The sequence below is a fragment of the Pantoea sp. S61 genome (assembly GCF_016625145.1).
Taxonomy (GTDB): domain Bacteria; phylum Pseudomonadota; class Gammaproteobacteria; order Enterobacterales; family Enterobacteriaceae; genus Pantoea; species Pantoea rwandensis_B.
The window spans coordinates 1-18,064 of sequence record NZ_JACVUO010000009.1 but is presented as its reverse complement, the minus strand read 5'-3'; the positions used below and the strand labels follow the sequence as shown (position 1 = coordinate 18,064).

15 protein-coding genes are annotated in these 18,064 nt (G+C 52.2%); 7 read left to right on the top strand and 8 right to left on the bottom strand.

Translation table 11 applies throughout. The features are described 5' to 3' along the window. Positions 1-284 precede the first annotated feature (284 nt). Positions 285-2,489 carry a TonB-dependent siderophore receptor gene (locus IAE30_RS17030; protein ID WP_038647661.1) on the top strand — a complete coding sequence of 735 codons (2,205 nt, stop codon included), beginning with the start codon at positions 285-287 and terminating at the stop codon, positions 2,487-2,489. A 315-nt stretch (positions 2,490-2,804) separates the two neighbouring features. Continuing rightward, positions 2,805-2,978, top strand: a complete 174-nt coding sequence (locus IAE30_RS17025) for a hypothetical protein (protein WP_200680463.1) — start codon at positions 2,805-2,807, stop codon at positions 2,976-2,978. On the opposite strand, the gene IAE30_RS17020 is transcribed toward IAE30_RS17025, so the two are convergent. Further along, positions 2,975-4,123 (bottom strand): beta-glucosidase, encoded by a 1,149-nt coding sequence (locus IAE30_RS17020; RefSeq protein ID WP_038647659.1) that lies wholly within the window; start codon positions 4,121-4,123, stop codon positions 2,975-2,977. The two genes, IAE30_RS17025 and IAE30_RS17020, sit on opposite strands and share 4 nt — an antisense overlap. A 156-nt stretch (positions 4,124-4,279) precedes the next feature. Between IAE30_RS17020 and IAE30_RS17015 the strand changes: the two genes are divergently transcribed. Beyond that, positions 4,280-5,737, top strand: a complete 1,458-nt coding sequence (locus IAE30_RS17015) for a phosphatidylserine/phosphatidylglycerophosphate/cardiolipin synthase family protein (RefSeq protein ID WP_200537235.1) — start codon at positions 4,280-4,282, stop codon at positions 5,735-5,737. A gap of 63 nt (positions 5,738-5,800) precedes the next feature. Here the strand turns inward: IAE30_RS17015 and mdoC are convergent, their stop codons facing one another. Continuing rightward, positions 5,801-6,952: a glucans biosynthesis protein MdoC gene (gene mdoC / locus IAE30_RS17010; protein WP_038647655.1), complete on the bottom strand. Its 1,152-nt coding sequence runs from the start codon at positions 6,950-6,952 to the stop codon at positions 5,801-5,803. A 279-nt stretch (positions 6,953-7,231) separates the two neighbouring features. Between mdoC and IAE30_RS17005 the strand changes: the two genes are divergently transcribed. The 3 genes from IAE30_RS17005 to IAE30_RS16995 all read left to right on the top strand — a co-directional run bounded on the left by IAE30_RS17005 (position 7,232) and on the right by IAE30_RS16995 (position 11,688). After that, complete coding sequence (locus IAE30_RS17005; protein WP_176505813.1) at positions 7,232-8,767, top strand: glucan biosynthesis protein G; 1,536 nt, start codon at positions 7,232-7,234, stop codon at positions 8,765-8,767. Next, positions 8,760-11,309 carry a glucans biosynthesis glucosyltransferase MdoH gene (mdoH, locus tag IAE30_RS17000; protein ID WP_038647650.1) on the top strand — a complete coding sequence of 850 codons (2,550 nt, stop codon included), beginning with the start codon at positions 8,760-8,762 and terminating at the stop codon, positions 11,307-11,309. Before IAE30_RS17005 ends, mdoH begins: the two co-directional genes overlap by 8 nt. A 139-nt stretch (positions 11,310-11,448) precedes the next feature. Beyond that, positions 11,449-11,688, top strand: a complete 240-nt coding sequence (locus IAE30_RS16995; protein ID WP_038647648.1) for a YceK/YidQ family lipoprotein — start codon at positions 11,449-11,451, stop codon at positions 11,686-11,688. 3 nt (positions 11,689-11,691) lie between these two features. Here the strand turns inward: IAE30_RS16995 and IAE30_RS16990 are convergent, their stop codons facing one another. The 3 genes from IAE30_RS16990 to IAE30_RS16980 all read right to left on the bottom strand — a co-directional run bounded on the left by IAE30_RS16990 (position 11,692) and on the right by IAE30_RS16980 (position 13,957). Then, on the bottom strand, positions 11,692-12,090 hold the full coding sequence (locus tag IAE30_RS16990) for a MysB family protein (protein WP_038647646.1): 399 nt from the start codon (positions 12,088-12,090) through the stop codon (positions 11,692-11,694). Between the two features lie 118 nt (positions 12,091-12,208). Continuing rightward, the gene (locus IAE30_RS16985; protein WP_034820172.1) at positions 12,209-12,475 is read right to left on the bottom strand and encodes a hypothetical protein; all 267 of its coding nucleotides are present in this window, start codon (positions 12,473-12,475) and stop codon (positions 12,209-12,211) included. A 558-nt stretch (positions 12,476-13,033) separates the two neighbouring features. Next, on the bottom strand, positions 13,034-13,957 hold the full coding sequence (locus IAE30_RS16980; protein WP_200680461.1) for a Kdo(2)-lipid IV(A) acyltransferase: 924 nt from the start codon (positions 13,955-13,957) through the stop codon (positions 13,034-13,036). Positions 13,958-14,225: 268 nt separating this feature from the next. Here IAE30_RS16980 and IAE30_RS16975 point away from each other — a divergent pair, with 268 nt between their 5' ends. Next, positions 14,226-15,281, top strand: coding sequence for a rhodanese-related sulfurtransferase (locus IAE30_RS16975; RefSeq protein ID WP_038647642.1), 1,056 nt, complete (start codon positions 14,226-14,228; stop codon positions 15,279-15,281). A gap of 90 nt (positions 15,282-15,371) precedes the next feature. On the opposite strand, the gene IAE30_RS16970 is transcribed toward IAE30_RS16975, so the two are convergent. The 3 genes from IAE30_RS16970 to solA form a co-directional block, all read right to left on the bottom strand. Then, on the bottom strand, positions 15,372-15,947 hold the full coding sequence (locus tag IAE30_RS16970; protein WP_038647640.1) for a YceI family protein: 576 nt from the start codon (positions 15,945-15,947) through the stop codon (positions 15,372-15,374). A gap of 1 nt (position 15,948) precedes the next feature. Next, positions 15,949-16,521, bottom strand: a complete 573-nt coding sequence (locus IAE30_RS16965) for a cytochrome b (protein ID WP_038647638.1) — start codon at positions 16,519-16,521, stop codon at positions 15,949-15,951. A gap of 292 nt (positions 16,522-16,813) precedes the next feature. Next, on the bottom strand, positions 16,814-17,929 hold the full coding sequence (solA, locus tag IAE30_RS16960) for an N-methyl-L-tryptophan oxidase (protein ID WP_034820146.1): 1,116 nt from the start codon (positions 17,927-17,929) through the stop codon (positions 16,814-16,816). Positions 17,930-18,064 lie beyond the last annotated feature (135 nt).

Genomic DNA, 18,064 nt, shown 5'->3' with positions numbered 1-18,064 from the left:
CAACGAAGCCGCGACGCCCAAATTCACCGACTGACAGCGGTTTCAATTAACTAAGCCGCTGCACTCTCATTTTCCCCGGCCTTAAATCCTTATACATCCTGAGTGAAATCACAGTGGTAAGTGCAATTACCGCCCAGTGTTTTCGCTTTCTTAACAAAGAAGCGCATCCGACCACGTTTAGTTGAGTAAGTTCAGCGATTTTACTTGCTTTCGCATTGGCACTCCGCATAATCGCAAACCGTAATAAAAATGATTATCAATATATTTCGTATCAGGGGATATCCATGCGTACTTCGCCTTTCAATCCCGGACTGAAACCGACGCTGCTTGCTGTTCTGGTCAGTGCCGGTTGTTTGCCAGTGATGGCTGCTACCACCAACACCACAACGTCTTCAACCGCGGCCAAAAATGAACAGCAGACGCTGACCGTGACCGCGACGCCACAAGCTGATTTCAAATCCGGCGGCAATGATTTAGTGCCCGCATACCTTGACGGGCAAATTGCCCACGGCGGCCGCCTCGGCATGCTGGGTGAGCAGAATGCCATGGACGTGCCGTTTAACGTCATCGGCTTTACCTCGAAAATGATTCAGGATCAGCAGGCGAAAACCATCGCTGACGTCGTGCGTAATGATGCCAGCGTGCAGAACGTTCAGGGTTACGGCAACTACGCTGAAACCTATCGCATTCGTGGTTTTGAGCTGGATGGCGATGACATGACCTATGGCGGACTGCCAGGTGTCGTGCCGCGTCAGGTCATCGATACCCAATTGATTGATCGCGTGGAAGTGTTTAAAGGCGCTAACTCACTGGTTAACGGTGCGGCAACGTCAGGCGTTGGCGGCATGATCAACCTTGAGCCAAAACACGCGGAAGATACGCCAATGGCGCGTGTCGGCCTGGATTACACGTCGTCTTCTCAGGTGGGCGGATCGGTTGATGCCGGACGTCGTTTTGGTGATAACAATCAATTTGGCGTTCGCGTCAATGTACTGGATCGTGAAGGTGAGACCGCAGTGCATGGCGCTAAACGCCGCACCACTGCCGCTTCACTTGGCCTGGATTTCCGTGGCGATCGCCTGCGTACCTCACTGGACGTCGGCTACCAGAAACAGACCTTCCACGGTGACCGTATCGGCGTCAACGTGAGTGGGCTAGACTTCATTCCTGCCCCCACAGCTGCCACGCATAACACCAGCCAGCATTGGGTCTACAGCAATATCGAGAGTGAATTCGGTATGGCGAAGGCCGAGTATGATTTAACCGATAGCTGGACCTGGTACGGTGCGGTGGGTGCTCAGCACTCCCATGAAATTGGCCTGTATGCCAGCCCGGCGGTCTCCGATGCCAGCGGCGATGCGCAGTATGGCCGCTTAGATACCAACCGTATCAGCGATGCTTTCAGTGGCATGACGGGTATTCGCGGTAACTTCACCACCGGATTTGTCACCCACAAAGTTAACTTTGGTTATTCTGCTGTCACTCAGGCGAATAAAACGGCGTGGCGTTATGGCGCAGCGTCAGTAGACACCAATATTTATAACACCCCGACCACTGCTGTCCCGGAAACGACCTCAGGGAGTGGTGATTACCACGATCCGCTGACCACGGGCCGCACGCGTACTCAGGGTTATCTGCTGAGCGATACCTTAGGCTTCTTTGATGACACCGTATTGTTCACTGCCGGTGCTCGTCATCAGAAAGTCGTGGTACGTAGCTACGATAACAACTCAGGTGCGGAAGATACCGATTCTCGCTTTGATGCCAGCCGCTGGATGCCAACTTACGGCGTGGTGTATAAGCCATGGAAAGAGGTTTCTTTCTATGCCAACCACACCGAAGCCCTGCAACCGGGTAGCGCGGCGCCAAATACCGCCGCCAACTACGGTAAAACCACCGGGATCGCGCACTCTAAGCAGAATGAAGTGGGCGTGAAGGTTGACTTTGATCGTGTTGGTGGAGCGCTGTCACTGTTTGATATCCGCAAACCTAACGCGATCACTAACAGCGATAATGTTTATGCGCTGAACGGCGAGCAACGTAACCGCGGGGTTGAGCTGAATCTGTTTGGCGAACCGGTTTTAGGTTTCCGTCTGAACGGCAGTGCCACCTGGCTGGATGCACAGATCACCGAATCTGCTAACGGCACATTGAATGGCAAACAGGCGATTGGCGTTCCTCGTTACTACTTTGTTCTGGGTGCCGAATACGACATCAAACCGGTGGATGGCTTAACAGCCACGGCTTATGTTAACCATTCAGGCTCACAGTATGCCGATGCGCAGAACACCAAGTCGCTGGATAGTTACACCACGCTGGATCTCGGTGTGCGTTACCGCACCAAGCTGAACGACCATGATATGGTCTGGCGCGTGGGCGTTGATAACGTCACCAATGAGAAGTACTGGTCAAGCGTAGAAAGCTACGGCACCTACATTTACCAGGGCGATCCTCGCACCTTGAAAGTCTCCATGAGCTACGATTTCTAATCCGCGCTTAACAGGGACGCCATCGCGTCCCTGTTGTCCTTTTATACTGAAATATTTCTGTACCTTGCCACGCATTCCATTACACTCAGTGCGGCAATCCTGCGCATAAAAGTCCTTTGTTATTGAGTCAACATGAGTTCACCCGCGCCACCTGACGATCACGACGAGCCTTTACGACAATCTCTGGATGATGCGCACTTCGCTATTGTGGTACTTGCAGTGACCTCTGTTACCCTTATAATCTTCGTCCTGATGGTGACATTATGGATGAGCTAAGGTCAGCAACAGTTCATGGAAGCCTGCAAGGAGATGTCGATGGAAGCCCGAGATGACAAACTGATCGCCATAATTGGCCTGCTCTCCGCCTGTTTAATTGGCGTGGTGTTTCTGTTCACTATGACGTGGCTGACTGATGTGCGCCATCCCGCCGATCCCACACTTGATGTACAAACCTGTCCGCCAAAAGTTAATCCGACGCAAAACTCTTAATCCTGCTGCTCCCGCTTGTGCCACTTAATTTGCTGACTGCGCAGCTCTAGCGCCAGCGCTTCGTGCAGCGTGCGATTGCCATTCGGATCGCCCAGGCCAAACAGCGCGCCAGGTGAACGTCGATCGTCTGCCCAGGCCGGATATTCGACTACCGGATAGAGCGAAATCCCTTCCAGCGCCACGCCTTCATCCAGTGCTAACAGCGCCTCTTCCGTGACATGCCGCAGCCAGGGAGCGCGTGCGTCACCTTCCGCACCGGTCTCTGCCAGTAATAGTGGACGTTGATAGCGCTGCCAGCACTGCAGCATCAGGCGATGCAGCGGTTGATAAGTCGCGTGTTCAGCAGGGATGGTATCGCCGGAAAAGAACCAGTGGTTATCGGGGTAGTAATTCAGGCCGAGGATATCGAGGAAATCTTCACGTCCGCCCAGCTCCGGCGCATCGCGCCCGGCAATCCAGTCCCAGGCTTCAAATTGGGACTGATGCTGTGCATCTGCATAGGGCTTACTGTCGGGGTTGTCGGGATCGGCGGCGATTTGTACCAGCGGATCGGTGAGCACAAAGCGCGCATCAGGATAAACTTCACGAATCGCCTGCATCGCCGCCAGCGAGGCGCGTACCAGCTGGCGTTTAAGTTCGCGGCCACGCTCGCTGGCATAGGGATCAAGCCAGGAAACATCGGCTCCTGCCCATGACCAGAACGAGATTTGGTTTATCGGGGTGAAAAAAGGGTGTTCAACGCCTTCATCACGCATCAGTTGTGCCATGGCACGTGCGAAACGCTCAAAATGATCGACAAAGGCGCTGCGCCAGATATCGAGATGTTCCGGGTATCCAAAATGCGCCAGCTCCCAGATAATCTGCATATCATGACGTGCGGCGGCATGAACCATGGGTAAAAAACTGCGCCAGTCGTATTTGTCAGGCGTGGCTTCGATCAAATGCCAGCGTGCACCGTCGCGGGCAGTGTGTAATCCTTCCTGCGCCAGTGCAGCGTAATCTTTCTCCAGTAACATGTCGTGACCACTACTGATCACCATATCCATACGCCGGCCACCACTGCGACAGGCGGTGGAGCAGGGGAAGCTACCCTGGAAGAAACTGCGGAAAAGCTGCGGGTGATGGCGCGGGGATTGCTGAGTCATCATCCTCTCCTCACGGTAAACGTCGGGGGCAGAACGCAAGCCTAAGTCTAGACTGTAAATGAAAGGCGCGTCAGCGAGCAGTAGCAGATGTCTCTGATTGCCATCCGGCGCGGGCAAGACCAACAATAATAGATCCAGTGAATTCAGGGATTCGGTATGAGTGAAGCAGCATCCGTTCAGCAGCCGCCATCGGGCGAAGGGTTACGAGAGATTGTTGATGCACGTTGTGCGCTGCATCCCGAGATGAGTGGCATCCATCCCCTCAACGATGGTTTGGACGCCTTTGCCGCGCGCTATCTGTTGATGGGCATGGCGCAGCACACCATTGATGTGCAGTACTACATCTGGCACAACGATATGTCAGGGCGTTTGCTGTTTAGCGCGCTGCTGGATGCTGCCGAACGGGGCGTCAAAGTGCGCTTGCTATTAGATGACAACAATACGCCGGGCCTGGATGACACGCTGGCCGAACTGGATCGCCATCCGAATATTGCGGTGCGCTTGTTCAATCCGTTTTCCTTTCGCACCTTACGCGCGCTCGGCTACCTGACCGATTTCGCCCGGCTTAATCGACGCATGCATAACAAGAGCCTGACGGTGGATGGGGCCGTGACACTGGTCGGTGGGCGCAATATCGGCGACGAATATTTCGGTACTGGCGATGAGCCGCTGTTTACCGATTTGGATGTGCTGGCGATTGGCCCGGTGGTACATCAGGTCGCGCACGATTTCGAGCGCTACTGGCAGAGCAAAGCGGTTTCACCCTTGCGCGCGGTAGTGGATGTCTCGGGCGATGCCCATCAGGCTGTGCGTTTACCGGCAGAGTGGCAGCAGAGTGAAGCCGTTCAGCGTTATCTGGCGCGGCTGGAGCACTCTTCTTTTGTCAGCCAAATGGAACAGGGATCAATGCAGATGACGTGGGCAGAATCGCGTCTGTTGAGTGATGATCCGCGCAAGGGACTGGGCAAAGCGAAACGTTCCAGCCTATTGCCGCAACGTATGCTGGAGGTGATTGGCACGCCGCAGCAGCAGTTCGATATCATCTCGGCGTATTTTGTGCCCACGCGTGCCGGCGTGGCTCATCTGGTCGCACTGAAGCGGCGGGGTGTCAAAATCGCCATACTCACCAATTCACTGGCGGCCAATGATGTGTCCGTGGTGCACGCAGGTTATGCGCGCTGGCGTAAAAAGCTGCTGCGTCACGGTATCGCGCTGTATGAAATGAAGCCACAAGCTAATGCCAGTGAAGCCCCGCATGACCGTGGGTTAACCGGTAATTCCGGCTCAAGCTTGCATGCGAAAACCTTCACTGTCGATAACCGAAAGGTGTTTATCGGCTCGTTTAATTTTGATCCCCGCTCTGCGGTGCTGAATACCGAAATGGGACTGGTGATTGAGAGTGAAGCCCTGGCGCAGCAAACTCATCAGCGCTTTATAGCCGGGATGCGCGATCACGCCTGGACACTGCGTCTGGACAACTGGGGGCGGGTGAACTGGGTTGAGTATGCCGGTGAAGCAGGTGAGGTGGTGCACAAGCATGAGCCGCAGTGTACGTGGATACAAAGACTGCTGGTGCGGTTGGTGTGGCGCTTACCGGTGGAGTGGTTGTTGTAAATGACAAAGACATCCTGACGCACCGGACAACAATCGCCCCCGCATTGCAGGGGCTAATGCAGATTACCGTGTGGCAGAGGGCGCTTTAACCGTATTGCGCTGTGGTTTACCGGAGAACAGGAAACGCAGCAGCGGGATGCGCAGATGGATTTCATACAGCATAAAGGCCATCCCAAACACCATCAGCAGACCGACAAAGAAACCCAGGGTGTTGCTGCTAATGTGCGGGGTAACGTAAATGCCATACAGAATCGTCAGCGGATGATGCACCAGATAGATAAACAGCGAGGCATTCACTAAATACATGATGCGCGGTGAATGGCTATTCAGCAGCTTGTGGCCAAAGCTAAAGCAGACATTCAGCATACAAAGTCCCATCAGGGTTGAGATCACTTCATCGATTTCATACAGCCAGCCATCACCGCTGCTGTATCGCTGATTCAGGCTGTAAGCGATAAATACCGCAATGGCGCCAAAACACATCACCGGATTGAAACGCACAAACAAGGCTTTCAGCGCCTGATGTTTCCATGCTAATGCGCCCAGCATAAAGAACGGCAGGAACGTCAGGGTTTGCATCACGGCCACGCTGAACAGACCATCGGCGAACACGGCCGGTACGGCATAGAACAGCGCGCGACGGAACAGGCACCAGACCAATGCATAAGCCATCAATGTCAGCGTCAGTTTCCCCCAGCCTACCTGCTGATAATCAATCTTCCGCTGCTGAGTGCGCAGCCAGCGGAAGGTCAGCATGCCGAGTGCCGTCAGAATCACTAAAACCAGTAAAAACCACAGATGAGAAATCAGTTCCCATGCCAGCGTGTTGTACTTGTCATACAGAGAAAAACTGTCCCAATTACCCACTTTGTCGGTCAGATTTTTTAGCATAAAAAACTGCGGCAGGGTAATGAGCGGAATGGCGGTTAACAGCGGGATCCCCACGCGCTCCATGCGGACCTTCAGCCAGCGTTGAGGCTGATAGCGCAGGTAAAGCATGTAGGAAAAATAACCAGAAATAACAAAGAACACCTGCATGCGGAAGGCGTGGATGAAGTCATTCAAAACGGTTAACCACATCGAGGCATCGTGGCTATTCACGGCCCAGCGCTGTGTGGAGTAAATCAACGAGACGTGAAAGGGCACGCCTAATAACATTAAGTACGCTCGAATGGAGTCGAGAAAATATTCGCGTTCGGGTTTTGCTGAACTCATAAGCTTCCAATTTGTCAGTTTACTTGCCGGTTTCACCCTGAAACCGGATTATGCTGGATGAAAATTCTACCGCCTGTAAACAGCGTATACTATCAGGTGATTCTGTATCTTAACCTGAAGGGTTTAATTATCCGAAAAGCACACTTTCAGCTTACAAATCAGCGGAACAATCTTGTGCATAAGCTGTCGGAAAACCGAATAATCCTTTAAGATAAACGGGTTTGATCTGAGCACACGAAAGGGGGGGATGTGCTAAATAATGTGAATAAAAAAGTGGGACTGGTAAAAATGCGCTGGGTAGGCGCGGCAGTTCTGCTGGCGTTGTACGCCAACAATAGCTGGGCGTTCAACATTGATGATGTGGCAAAACAAGCCAAGGCGCTGGCAGGGAAAGGTTACGAAGCGCCGAAGAGCAATTTACCCTCTCAGTTTCGTGATATGAAATTTGCGGATTATCAGCAGATCCAGTTTAACCACGACAAAGCATACTGGGGCAAACTGCGCACGCCGTTTAAGCTCGAGTTTTACCATCAGGGCATGTATTTCGATACGCCGGTGAAAATCAATGAAGTCACCGCCTCATCAGTACGTGAAATCAAATATAACCCTGACTATTTCAACTTCGGCAACGTGAAACACGATGCTGATTCCGTCAAGAATCTCGGGTTTGCCGGATTTAAAGTGCTGTATCCTTTAAACAAAAAGGGTAAAGACGACGAAATCACCAGTTTCCTGGGCGCCAGCTATTTCCGCGTGATTGGCGAAGGTCAGGTGTATGGTCTTTCTGCGCGTGGCCTGGCCATTGATACCGCGCTGCCATCAGGCGAGGAGTTCCCACGCTTTAAAGAGTTCTGGATTGAACGTCCAAAACCTCAGGACAAGCAGCTGGTGATCTACGCACTGCTGGATTCACCACGTGCGTCCGGTGCCTATCGCTTCATTATCAAACCGGGCAAAGAGTCGACGGTGGATGTGCAGTCTAAAGTTTACCTGCGTGATAACGTCGGCAAACTGGGCGTGGCACCACTCACCAGTATGTTCCTGTTTGGCGCTAACCAGCCTTCACCGGTGACCAATTTCCGCAATGAGCTGCACGATTCTAACGGATTGTCGATTCATGCTGGCAACGGTGAATGGATTTGGCGTCCGCTGAACAACCCGAAACACCTGGCGGTGAGCACGTTCACCGTGGAAAACCCGAAAGGGTTCGGTTTGCTGCAGCGTGGCCGCGATTTCAGCCATTATCAGGATCTCGACGATCGCTACGATCTGCGTCCAAGCGGTTGGGTTGAGCCACAGGGTGACTGGGGCAAAGGCCGTGTCGAACTGGTCGAAATCCCGACAGCGGATGAAACCAACGACAACATTGTGGCTTTCTGGACACCAGAGTCATTGCCAGAGCCGGGCAAAGAGATGAACTTCCAGTATCGTCTGCACTTCACGCGTGATGAAAACCAACTGCATCAGGATGATGTGGCCTGGGTGAAAAACACACTGCGTTCTGCGGGTGATGTGAAGCAGTCTAACCTGGTGCGTCAACCGGATGGTTCTATCGCCTTTACCATCGACTTCGTCGGTAAAGCGATGAGCAAACTGCCGGACAATACCCAGGTTGCGCCTCAGGTCAGTGTGGGCAACAACGCCGATGTGGTTGAGCAGAGTGTGCGCTACAACCCGGTGACTAAAGGCTGGCGTCTGGTCTTGCGTCTGCGCGTGAAAGATAACAAGCAGCCGACCGAAATGCGTGCGGCGCTGGTGAGCGGCGACAAGACATTGACGGAAACCTGGAGCTATCAGCTACCTGCCAATGAATAAATCGACTTTTTTACCTCAATCTTACGTGGAGGCCCTGCCGCTTGATGCGGCGGGGCGCGCTCGTCTGAGTGATTCGTTACAGAATGCCCAGGCGTTCCACGCTATTCATACGGCGCTGGGGCAAGATGTTGCCGCCAGCGATCGCCCGGATGATGCGCCGCTAAAATCGGTGTCATCACGCGTACAGATGGCCTGGCCGGATTCACTGGCTGAGGGTCAACAACTCAGTAAGGATTATCTCGACCGCACCACGCTGAAGGCGATGCCTAAAGTGAAGCGCTCGCTGATGTTCCCTGAGATCTGGCGCACCAACCCTATCGCGCGTGCATGGGATTCTGTGCGTGGGAAAAAATCCACGCCGCGTTATGCCACAGCGGAAGAGCAAAAGACCGAGGATAAGTGGCGTCATGTCGGTTCTATGCGCCGTTATGTCCTGCTGATTCTGACGATTTTGCAGACGGTAGTGGCGACCTGGTACATGAAAACCATTCTGCCCTATCAGGGCTGGACGCTGCTCGATCCGATCGAGTTGTTTAACCAGAACTGGCTGCAATCGGTAGAGCTGATCCTGCCTTACATTTTGCAAACCGGGATATTGTTCCTGTTTGCCATTCTGTTCTGCTGGGTGTCTGCGGGTTTCTGGACTGCGTTGATGGGCTTCCTGCAGTTGATGATGGGTCGCGACAAGTACAGCATCTCGTATTCGACCACCGGTGATGAGCCGCTCAATCCGGAGCATCGTACTGCACTGATCATGCCGATCTGTAACGAAGACGTTGAACGCGTATTCGCCGGTCTGCGTGCCACCTGGGAATCGGTGCAGCGCACCGGTAATGCCGAGCACTTCGATGTCTATATCCTGAGCGACAGCTACGATGCGGATATCGCCATCGCTGAGCAGAAAGCCTGGATGGAGCTGGTGCGTGATGTCGGAGGCGCAGGCAAGATTTTCTATCGCCGTCGCCGTCGTCGTGTGAAGCGTAAAAGCGGTAACATCGATGACTTCTGCCGTCGCTGGGGCAGCAATTACAGCTACATGGTGGTGCTGGATGCCGACAGCGTGATGAGCGGTGAGTGTCTCACCGGCCTGGTGCGCATGATGGAAGCCAATCCGAACGCCGGTATTATCCAGTCGTCGCCAAAAGCGTCAGGCATGGATACGCTGTATGCACGTTGCCAGCAGTTCGCCACCCGTGTTTACGGTCCACTGTTTACCGCCGGTCTGCACTTCTGGCAGTTGGGTGAATCGCACTATTGGGGGCACAACGCCATCATCCGTGTTCAGCCTTTCATCGAGCACTGCGCGTTAGCGCCGCTGCCAGGTGAAGGTTCTTTTGCTGGTTCGATTCTGTCGCATGACTTCGTTGAAGCCGCGCTGATGCGTCGTGCGGGTTGGGGGGTGTGGATCGCCTATGATCTGCCGGGCTCTTATGAAGAACTGCCGCCGAACCTGCTGGATGAACTGAAGCGTGACCGTCGCTGGTGCCACGGTAACCTGATGAACTTCCGCCTGTTCCTGGTGAAGGGGATGCACCCGGTTCACCGTGCAGTGTTCCTGACCGGTGTGATGTCTTATCTGTCAGCGCCGTTGTGGTTTATGTTCCTCGCCTTGTCCACCGCGTTGCAGGTGGTACATACGCTGATGGAACCGACCTACTTCCTGCAACCGCGCCAGTTGTTCCCGGTGTGGCCGCAGTGGCGTCCTGATTTGGCGATCGCGCTGTTCTCTACCACGTTGGTCCTGCTGTTCCTGCCGAAACTGCTCAGTGTGGTGTTGATCTGGTTCAAAGGTGCCAAGCCGTACGGTGGTGCCATTCGCCTGTTCTGCTCGCTGATTCTGGAAATGCTGTTCTCGGTGCTGCTGGCACCGGTGCGTATGCTGTTCCATACGGTATTCGTGGTCAGCGCGTTCCTCGGCTGGGAAGTGGTGTGGAACTCACCGCAGCGTGATGACGATGCCACACCATGGGGCGAAGCTTTCCGTCGTCATGGTTCTCAGATGCTGTTAGGTATTGTTTGGGCGGCCGGTATGGGTGTGCTCGATCTGAACTTCCTGTGGTGGCTGGCGCCGATTGTATTCTCACTGATCCTGTCGCCGTTTGTGTCGGTGATGTCGAGCCGTGCAACGGTGGGGCAAAAGAGTAAGAATGCGAAGCTGTTCCTGATCCCGGAAGAGTATGAACCACCGAAAGAACTGGTTGATACCGATCACTACCTGCAACTGAATCGCGAGCGTGCGTTGAAGAATGGCTTTATGCACGCTTTGTTCAACCCGGCATTCAACGCCCTGGCAACCGCTATGGCCACGTCGCGCCATAAACAGAGTGCGTTGCTTGATCATGCGCGTGACCGTCGTGTCGACCAGGCTCTGAGCGATGCGCCTGAGAAACTCAACCGTGAACAACGTTTGCAGTTGATCAGTGACCCAGTCGTACTGGCGCGCGTGCACTCACGCCTGTGGGAAAGTGCAGAGAAATATCATCAATGGGTGGAGAGTTATCAGAAATTGAAACTCAATCCTGAGGCGCTTCCACAGCGCTAACCTTGAAAACCCTGAAAGCGGCAGCGATGCCGCTTTTTTTTTGCCAACATTCTGACTAACACAATCTTTACGCGCGCAAGTGTAGTTATTCCACCCGAGACCCGGTTAAACTAACGCCAGTTCATTGTGAGTAAATGTTGTGAATTATTTCCTTAAATTAACCGTATTGTGTGCCACCACACTCGTGCTGAGCGGTTGCGGCAGTATTATCAGCCGAACCATTCCAGGACAGGGACATGGCAGCCAGTATTATCCCGGTGTGCAATGGGATGTGCGTGACGGGCCATGGCGCGTGCTGACCATCCTTGATCTGCCACTCTCGCTGGTGATGGATACGCTGTTGCTGCCCGTCGATGCCAGCCACGGCCCTTACGAGTAACGCTTACGCCCATTTATCCGATGGGCTATCGTCATCTTCCCATTCCTCTGCCGCCGCTTCACCCTCTTCAAGATCGCGTGGGGGCTCCAGCTGGAATTCCCCTTCATCCCACTCGTGCAGGGTGTTTTCCGACTGCCACTCCTGACGCAGTTCCACCTCGTCGAAATCGCCGTCAAATACCGCCTGAGCGGCTTCACCGCTGCAGATCGGTAAGCACTCACCTTGTTCACCTTCACCGTCAAAGAACTCTGCCTGCCACATGATGTCGCCATCCTGCATCACGTACTTTTGTAGCGAGAACTGGCTCACGCTGACATCGTCCTCGTGCACATCCGTCTGGCTGGCGAGAAACTCCTCGCGTGCGGCGTCGATAGCTTCTTCAAGCGTGCTGTATAAGCTCATAATGAACTCCATGTCTGTTGAAAGGGATTTCACAGAAGAATAGACGAAAAATGGAAGTGTGCAGGACGGGCATAGAATAACGGCGGGCGGATGAATGCAATTCAACCGCCCAAACCGTTTAGATCATCTTTTGCGGGAAATGCAGTACAGGACGTACTGACTCGCGAATAATAGGAGCAGAGTAACGAATGCAGCATTTAATACAGGGTTTCACCTTTTTAAAATTAATACGAGCGGTTGATAAAGCCTGATTTAAATTATAGAGCGTACCGATAAAAACCATATCCTCCTTAACGGGTAGACGTTTACACTCTTTCCGATGCAAGAGGTGGTAGCCCTCTTGATCAGTACTGATTGTCACGTAGTAATAGATGCCTTTATTCATATTATAGGTTCCTGCGATATATTTGCTGTGTGTAATCTTTTTATATTTTTAGAAGGGCAGTTATTTGGCTAACTGTCACGGTTGAAATTAACTGGAATCGATTTCGCTAACAAATTCCAGAAAGGAATAAGCATAGCTCTTCTTTCATAGAAACAGAATATAGAGGGGGTGGACTAAGACAATACCTTGTTATGTAAGTTAATTTTACTGGATTGATAAGCGGATCAAAAGCATTCAGCAAAATTAAATAGGAATAGGCCTGGAATGCGTCAAAATTAGATCCGTGACCACCTGTTTCCATGGATGAAGCTTTTTGATGCGGCTGGATGAGAATTCAAAGAGATGCGCATTTTAGTGTTTACATTTTGTTAACAAAGATTGATATTCTGCATTTCGACAGGTTATTCTGCTCCATGGATAAAGTTAAATATGGACCGAACAATGCCATCAGCCTGAATTCAGACTGGCCCGGTTTGACTAAAATTGACAGACTATCGTCGTGAAATAACGCAAATTTTCTCAGGAAAGCGTGGAGCACGGACTGTGCTCCACATCACATCAATACAGCGATGGTTGACCTTCAGGGCGGGTTTTAAAACGGCGGTGCAACCACATGTACTGCTCTGGTGCCAACAGAACGGTCTCTTCTACCACTTTATTCATCACGATAGCGGTATCGAGTTCATTCTCGAGCGAGAACTTATGGCGAATGTCAGGCATCATTTTGAGCTCATAACCGCGTCCGTTGGGCAGGCGGCGAGCGAGAAACGGGATCACGCTGGGATTGCCCAATCGAATCAACATATGCGTGCCCGTGGTGGTTGCGGCATCCTGCACGGCAAAGAAAGGGGCAAACACGCTACTGCGCGGGCCATAATCATGATCAGGAGCGTACCAGATGATGTCGTTGTTCTTCATGGCGCGAATCATGCCCTTGAGATCTTTACGATCCAGCATGCTCTTATTTGAGCGCATGCGTCCCCAGGTTTGCAGCCAGTCGATGAGCTTATTGTCATTCGGCCGGTAAACGCCAATGCCTGGATTGTGCATGCCAAACACGCGAGCACCTAGCTCCAGCGTCAGGAAATGCATGCCAATCAATAAAATGCCGCGTTTTTCCGCAAGCGCATGGCTGACATGTTCGAGCCCGGAAGTGGTCACCCATTTTTGAATACGCCAGTCAGGCCAGAACCACGCCATACCGGTTTCAATCAGCCCCATGCCAACCGATTCAAAGTTGTGCTTCACCATGGCTTCACGTTCGCTGGTAGGCATATCCGGAAAACAGAGTTCCAGGTTACGTTGCGCGACTTCCACACGACGTTTTAAGAAGCGCATGGCAATGCGGCCCAGGCCACAGCCAATCGTATGCAGCACCGGGTAAGGAAGTAACACCAGCAGATAAAGAAAAACAATACCTATCCAGGTTAGCCAGTAACGCGGGTGAAGAAGTTCACGGGAAAAATGGGGAAGTTGAGTCATGGAAATGTCAGTATCCTGCGTCTTGTGCCAGAGAGTCCGGTTTCTGTTATTTGTCGTGATTATGCCATTTTTTCGTGCTGACTGAAATCAAGCATAGCCTGCAGGCGGGTGTAAGGCAGTCAGATTGCGCATTAATCTACAACTGCGGCGGAGAATTGCGTCGGTAATCACGCCATTCAGGATTATCTGACCAGGGGCTTTGCATTGAGCGGAATTCAGGTATCATGTGCGCGCTAAATTTCTCTGATTGCTAACAGGATCGAACACCATGCCAGTGTTACATAACCTTGTTTCCAATAAAGAGCTGAAAGAACGTATGCTGGCTGAAAACGAGCCGCGTACCACAGTCTCTTTTTATAAGTACTTCCAGATTGCCGATCCGAAAGCCTTCCGTGATGCCCTCTACGTTGCGCTAACAAAGCTCAAGGTATTTGGACGCGTCTACGTGGCAAAAGAGGGGATCAACGCGCAAATCAGCGTACCTGCCAGCCAGTATGAAGCCATGAAAACCGCACTGTATGCGTTTGATCCGGCCTTAAATAACTTGCGAATGAACATTGCGCTGGACGATGATGGCAAATCCTTCTGGGTACTGCGCCTGAAAGTTCGTGAGCGCATCGTGGCCGATGGCATTGAAGATGAAAGCTTTGATGCCAGCGATGTCGGTGCCTATTTAAAAGCCGCAGACGTTAATGCGATGCTGGATGATCCCGATGCGGTGTTTGTCGACATGCGTAATCACTACGAATTCGAAGTGGGCCATTTCGATCAGGCGATGGAAGTCCCCGCCGACACTTTCCGCGATCAGCTGCCGATGGCCGTGGATATGCTGCAGGAGCATAAAGACAAAAAAATTGTCATGTACTGCACCGGCGGTATCCGCTGCGAAAAAGCCAGTGCGTGGATGAAACACAAAGGCTTCAATGATGTTTACCACATTGAAGGCGGCATCATTGAATATACCCGCCGTGCGCGTGAGCAGGGTTTACCTGTCCGTTTCAAAGGCAAAAACTTTGTGTTTGATGAACGTATGGGCGAACGTATTTCTGACGACATTCTCTCAAGTTGCCACCAGTGCGGCGTGCCGTGCGACAGTCACACTAACTGCGTTAATGACGGATGCCATCTGCTGTTCATTCAGTGCCCGAGCTGTGCGGAGAAATACCACAACTGCTGCAGCCCGCTGTGCATGGAAGAGGCGACATTAACACCGGAGGAGCAGCGTTCACGCCGCGCAGGCCGTGAAAACGGCAATAAAGTGTTCAACAAGTCGCGTGGTTTACTCAATATGACGATGGCGATTCCCGCGCCAGAGAAAAAGTAAACGACATCCAGCCTGAGATCGCATGACCTCAGGCTGGATCTGCTTACTGCCTTACTGCCTTACTGCCTTACTGCCTTACTGCTTACTGCCTTACTGCCGCACACCTTCTACTGAAATAATCAGCTCTGCTTTCTGCGATGCCGGTCCAAGATCTTTAGTGATATTGAACTCCTTCAACACAATTTCACCGTTAGCTTCAAAGCCGGCACGATAGCCACCCCAGGGATCTTTACCTTCGCCCAGCAGGCGTGCAGCAAGGGTGATCGGCTTTGTCACGCCATTGAGCGTCAGATCACCTGTGATCTTGTAATCGTTACCCTCTTTTTTGACTGCCGTTGAGGCGAAAGTCGCTTGCGGGAATTTGGCGGTGTTAAGGAAATCGGCACTGCGAATATGCTTGTCGCGTTCGGCATGGTTAGTGTCGAGGCTGGCGGTGTTCAGGGTGACGTTAACCTTATCGCTCGCAGGGTTGGCTTCGTCAAAGGTGAAAGTCCCGTCAAAATCCTTAAACGTGCCGTATAACCAGCTATAACCCAGGTGCTGAATACGGAACTGTACGAAGGCGTGCTGGCCTTCTTTATCAAATTTATAGTCTGCTGCGCTGGCCAGCAAACTGGTGCCTAACAGACTGGCGGCACTCAGTGTCAGTAGCGTCTTCTTTAGCATTTTACTTCTCCTTTTCAGAGGTTAACGGGATGCGGTAACCCAGCATCCTTTTCAATGTGAAGTCTCGATCAATAAAATGGTGTTTTAATGCAGCCAGCCCATGCAGGGCGGAAAACAGCACTAACCCCCAGGCCAGCCACAAATGCAGAGCGCCAGCCAAATCGGCCTGTGCACCTGCTCCACTTAACAGGGCAGGCACTTCGAACCACCCAAACACAGAGATAGCTTTGCCATCGGCGGTCGATATCAGGTAGCCACTGACCAGTAGCAGCAATAACAAGCCATACAACAGCCCGTGAGTCAGGCTGGCGGAGCGGCGAATTAAGGGGGAATAGTGTGGTAAGGGGGCGGGCGGGGGAGAGATAACACGCCAGCCAAGGCGCAGCAGTAATGTGGCAAACAGGAGGATGCCAATACCCTTGTGGATTTCCGGGGCGCTGTGATACCAGCCATCGTAATATCCCAATCCGACCATCCACAGACCCAGCGCAAACATGCCGTAAATGACCAGCGCCATTAGCCAATGCAACATAATGGTCATTAGCCCGAAATGTTGTCTGGAGTTACGCCACATAAAAGTGAATCCATATCTGGAAATAGATGGTAATAAGCATCCATATTTTGAAATATGAAAGCAATTAAGCTTACCTTTCTATAAAATTTAACAAGACATTCGGAAATTGTGCGTTTATATCGATATCTGCGTCAGAAATATTGACAATGGCTGTACGGCTGGCGGGGAAATAAAATGGAATTGAATATTGCTACACCTAATGCGGCAATCTTAACGCTAAAATGTCAGGAAAAAACTATTAATGTCAGCTTGCGTCAATAATGCTGGCGCCTGGGGCGCCAGCGAGACAACGTTAAGCAAAGCGCGAAAGTGAAAACGGCTTCAGGTCAAAGGAGAAGGGCTTATCCTGGGCAAATTCACTGGCAAGTTCACCTAAAACGCTGGCAAATTTAAATCCGTGTCCACTCAAGCCGGTAATAATTAATCGATTGGGCTCGCCTGGAAGGGTATCTATAATAAAGTCTTCGTCAGGTGTGTTGTCATAGCTGCAGGCCTCACCGTGTAAGCAAACGCCAACCCCTGGTAAGAACTGACGCAGGAAGCTGAAGGCTTCACTGCCGTCTGCAGCGATACTGCCGAAAGGTTTACGATCTTCGGGTTTCTGCATCAGCTGCCCGCCATCGTGACGCCCCACTTTTAATGCATTATTGTCGGCAGGGAAGCCATAAAAGTGACTGCCATCAGGCATCTCCACCGTGAAGCCAGGAAATTGGTTGTTCTCGCTGTATCGACCATCTGCCTGATACCAGGCGAAGACTTTACGCACCGGTTGTACCGGCAGATCTTTTACCAGTTCACTCACCCAGGTACCGGCACTGACCAACAATTTACGCGCGCGAAACACGCCGTCGCGGGTAGTGACTTGCTGCAAATCGCCATCGCGAGCGATTTCACTCACCGGGCAATTAAACAGTTGCGCACAACCCGCCTGTTCAGCCAGCTGTATCCAGCTACGAACTGCCTGCTCACATTTCAGGAAGCCGGAGTGAGGTTCGAATACCCCAATATAGCCGTCGGGCACAGAGATCTGCGGCCAGCGCTTGCGCACTTCGTCTGCCTGCAGGATTTTTACTTCCAGTTGATATGTTTTGGCGCTGTCGATGACATTTTGGATAAATGAGGAGGTGAGGGGGGCCAGATTGAGGATGCCGCTTCGATGCATGATGCGTTCACCGCTCTGACGTTCCAGCTCATCCCACAAGGTTTGTGCGCGCAGCACCAGCGGGACGTAGCGTTCACCTTCGCCATAGGCATGGCGGATCAGGCGTGTTTCACCGTGGTGTGTGCCCTGGCTGTGCGGAGGATGGGCACTATCAATCATCAATACCGATAAGCCTGCCTGGGTTGCGTAAAAACCGGCGGCGGCACCCACCGATCCACTGCCCACCACAATCAGATCATAAACCATAACCACATCACTCCTGCCAAACGACGAAATTTTTCAACAGCATATCAAAAAAATCACGCCCATGAAAAAGGCACCCTATTGGGTGTAATGCCGATCAGTTAAGACAAAAATGATCGGTTGAACGATCCGGCAGTT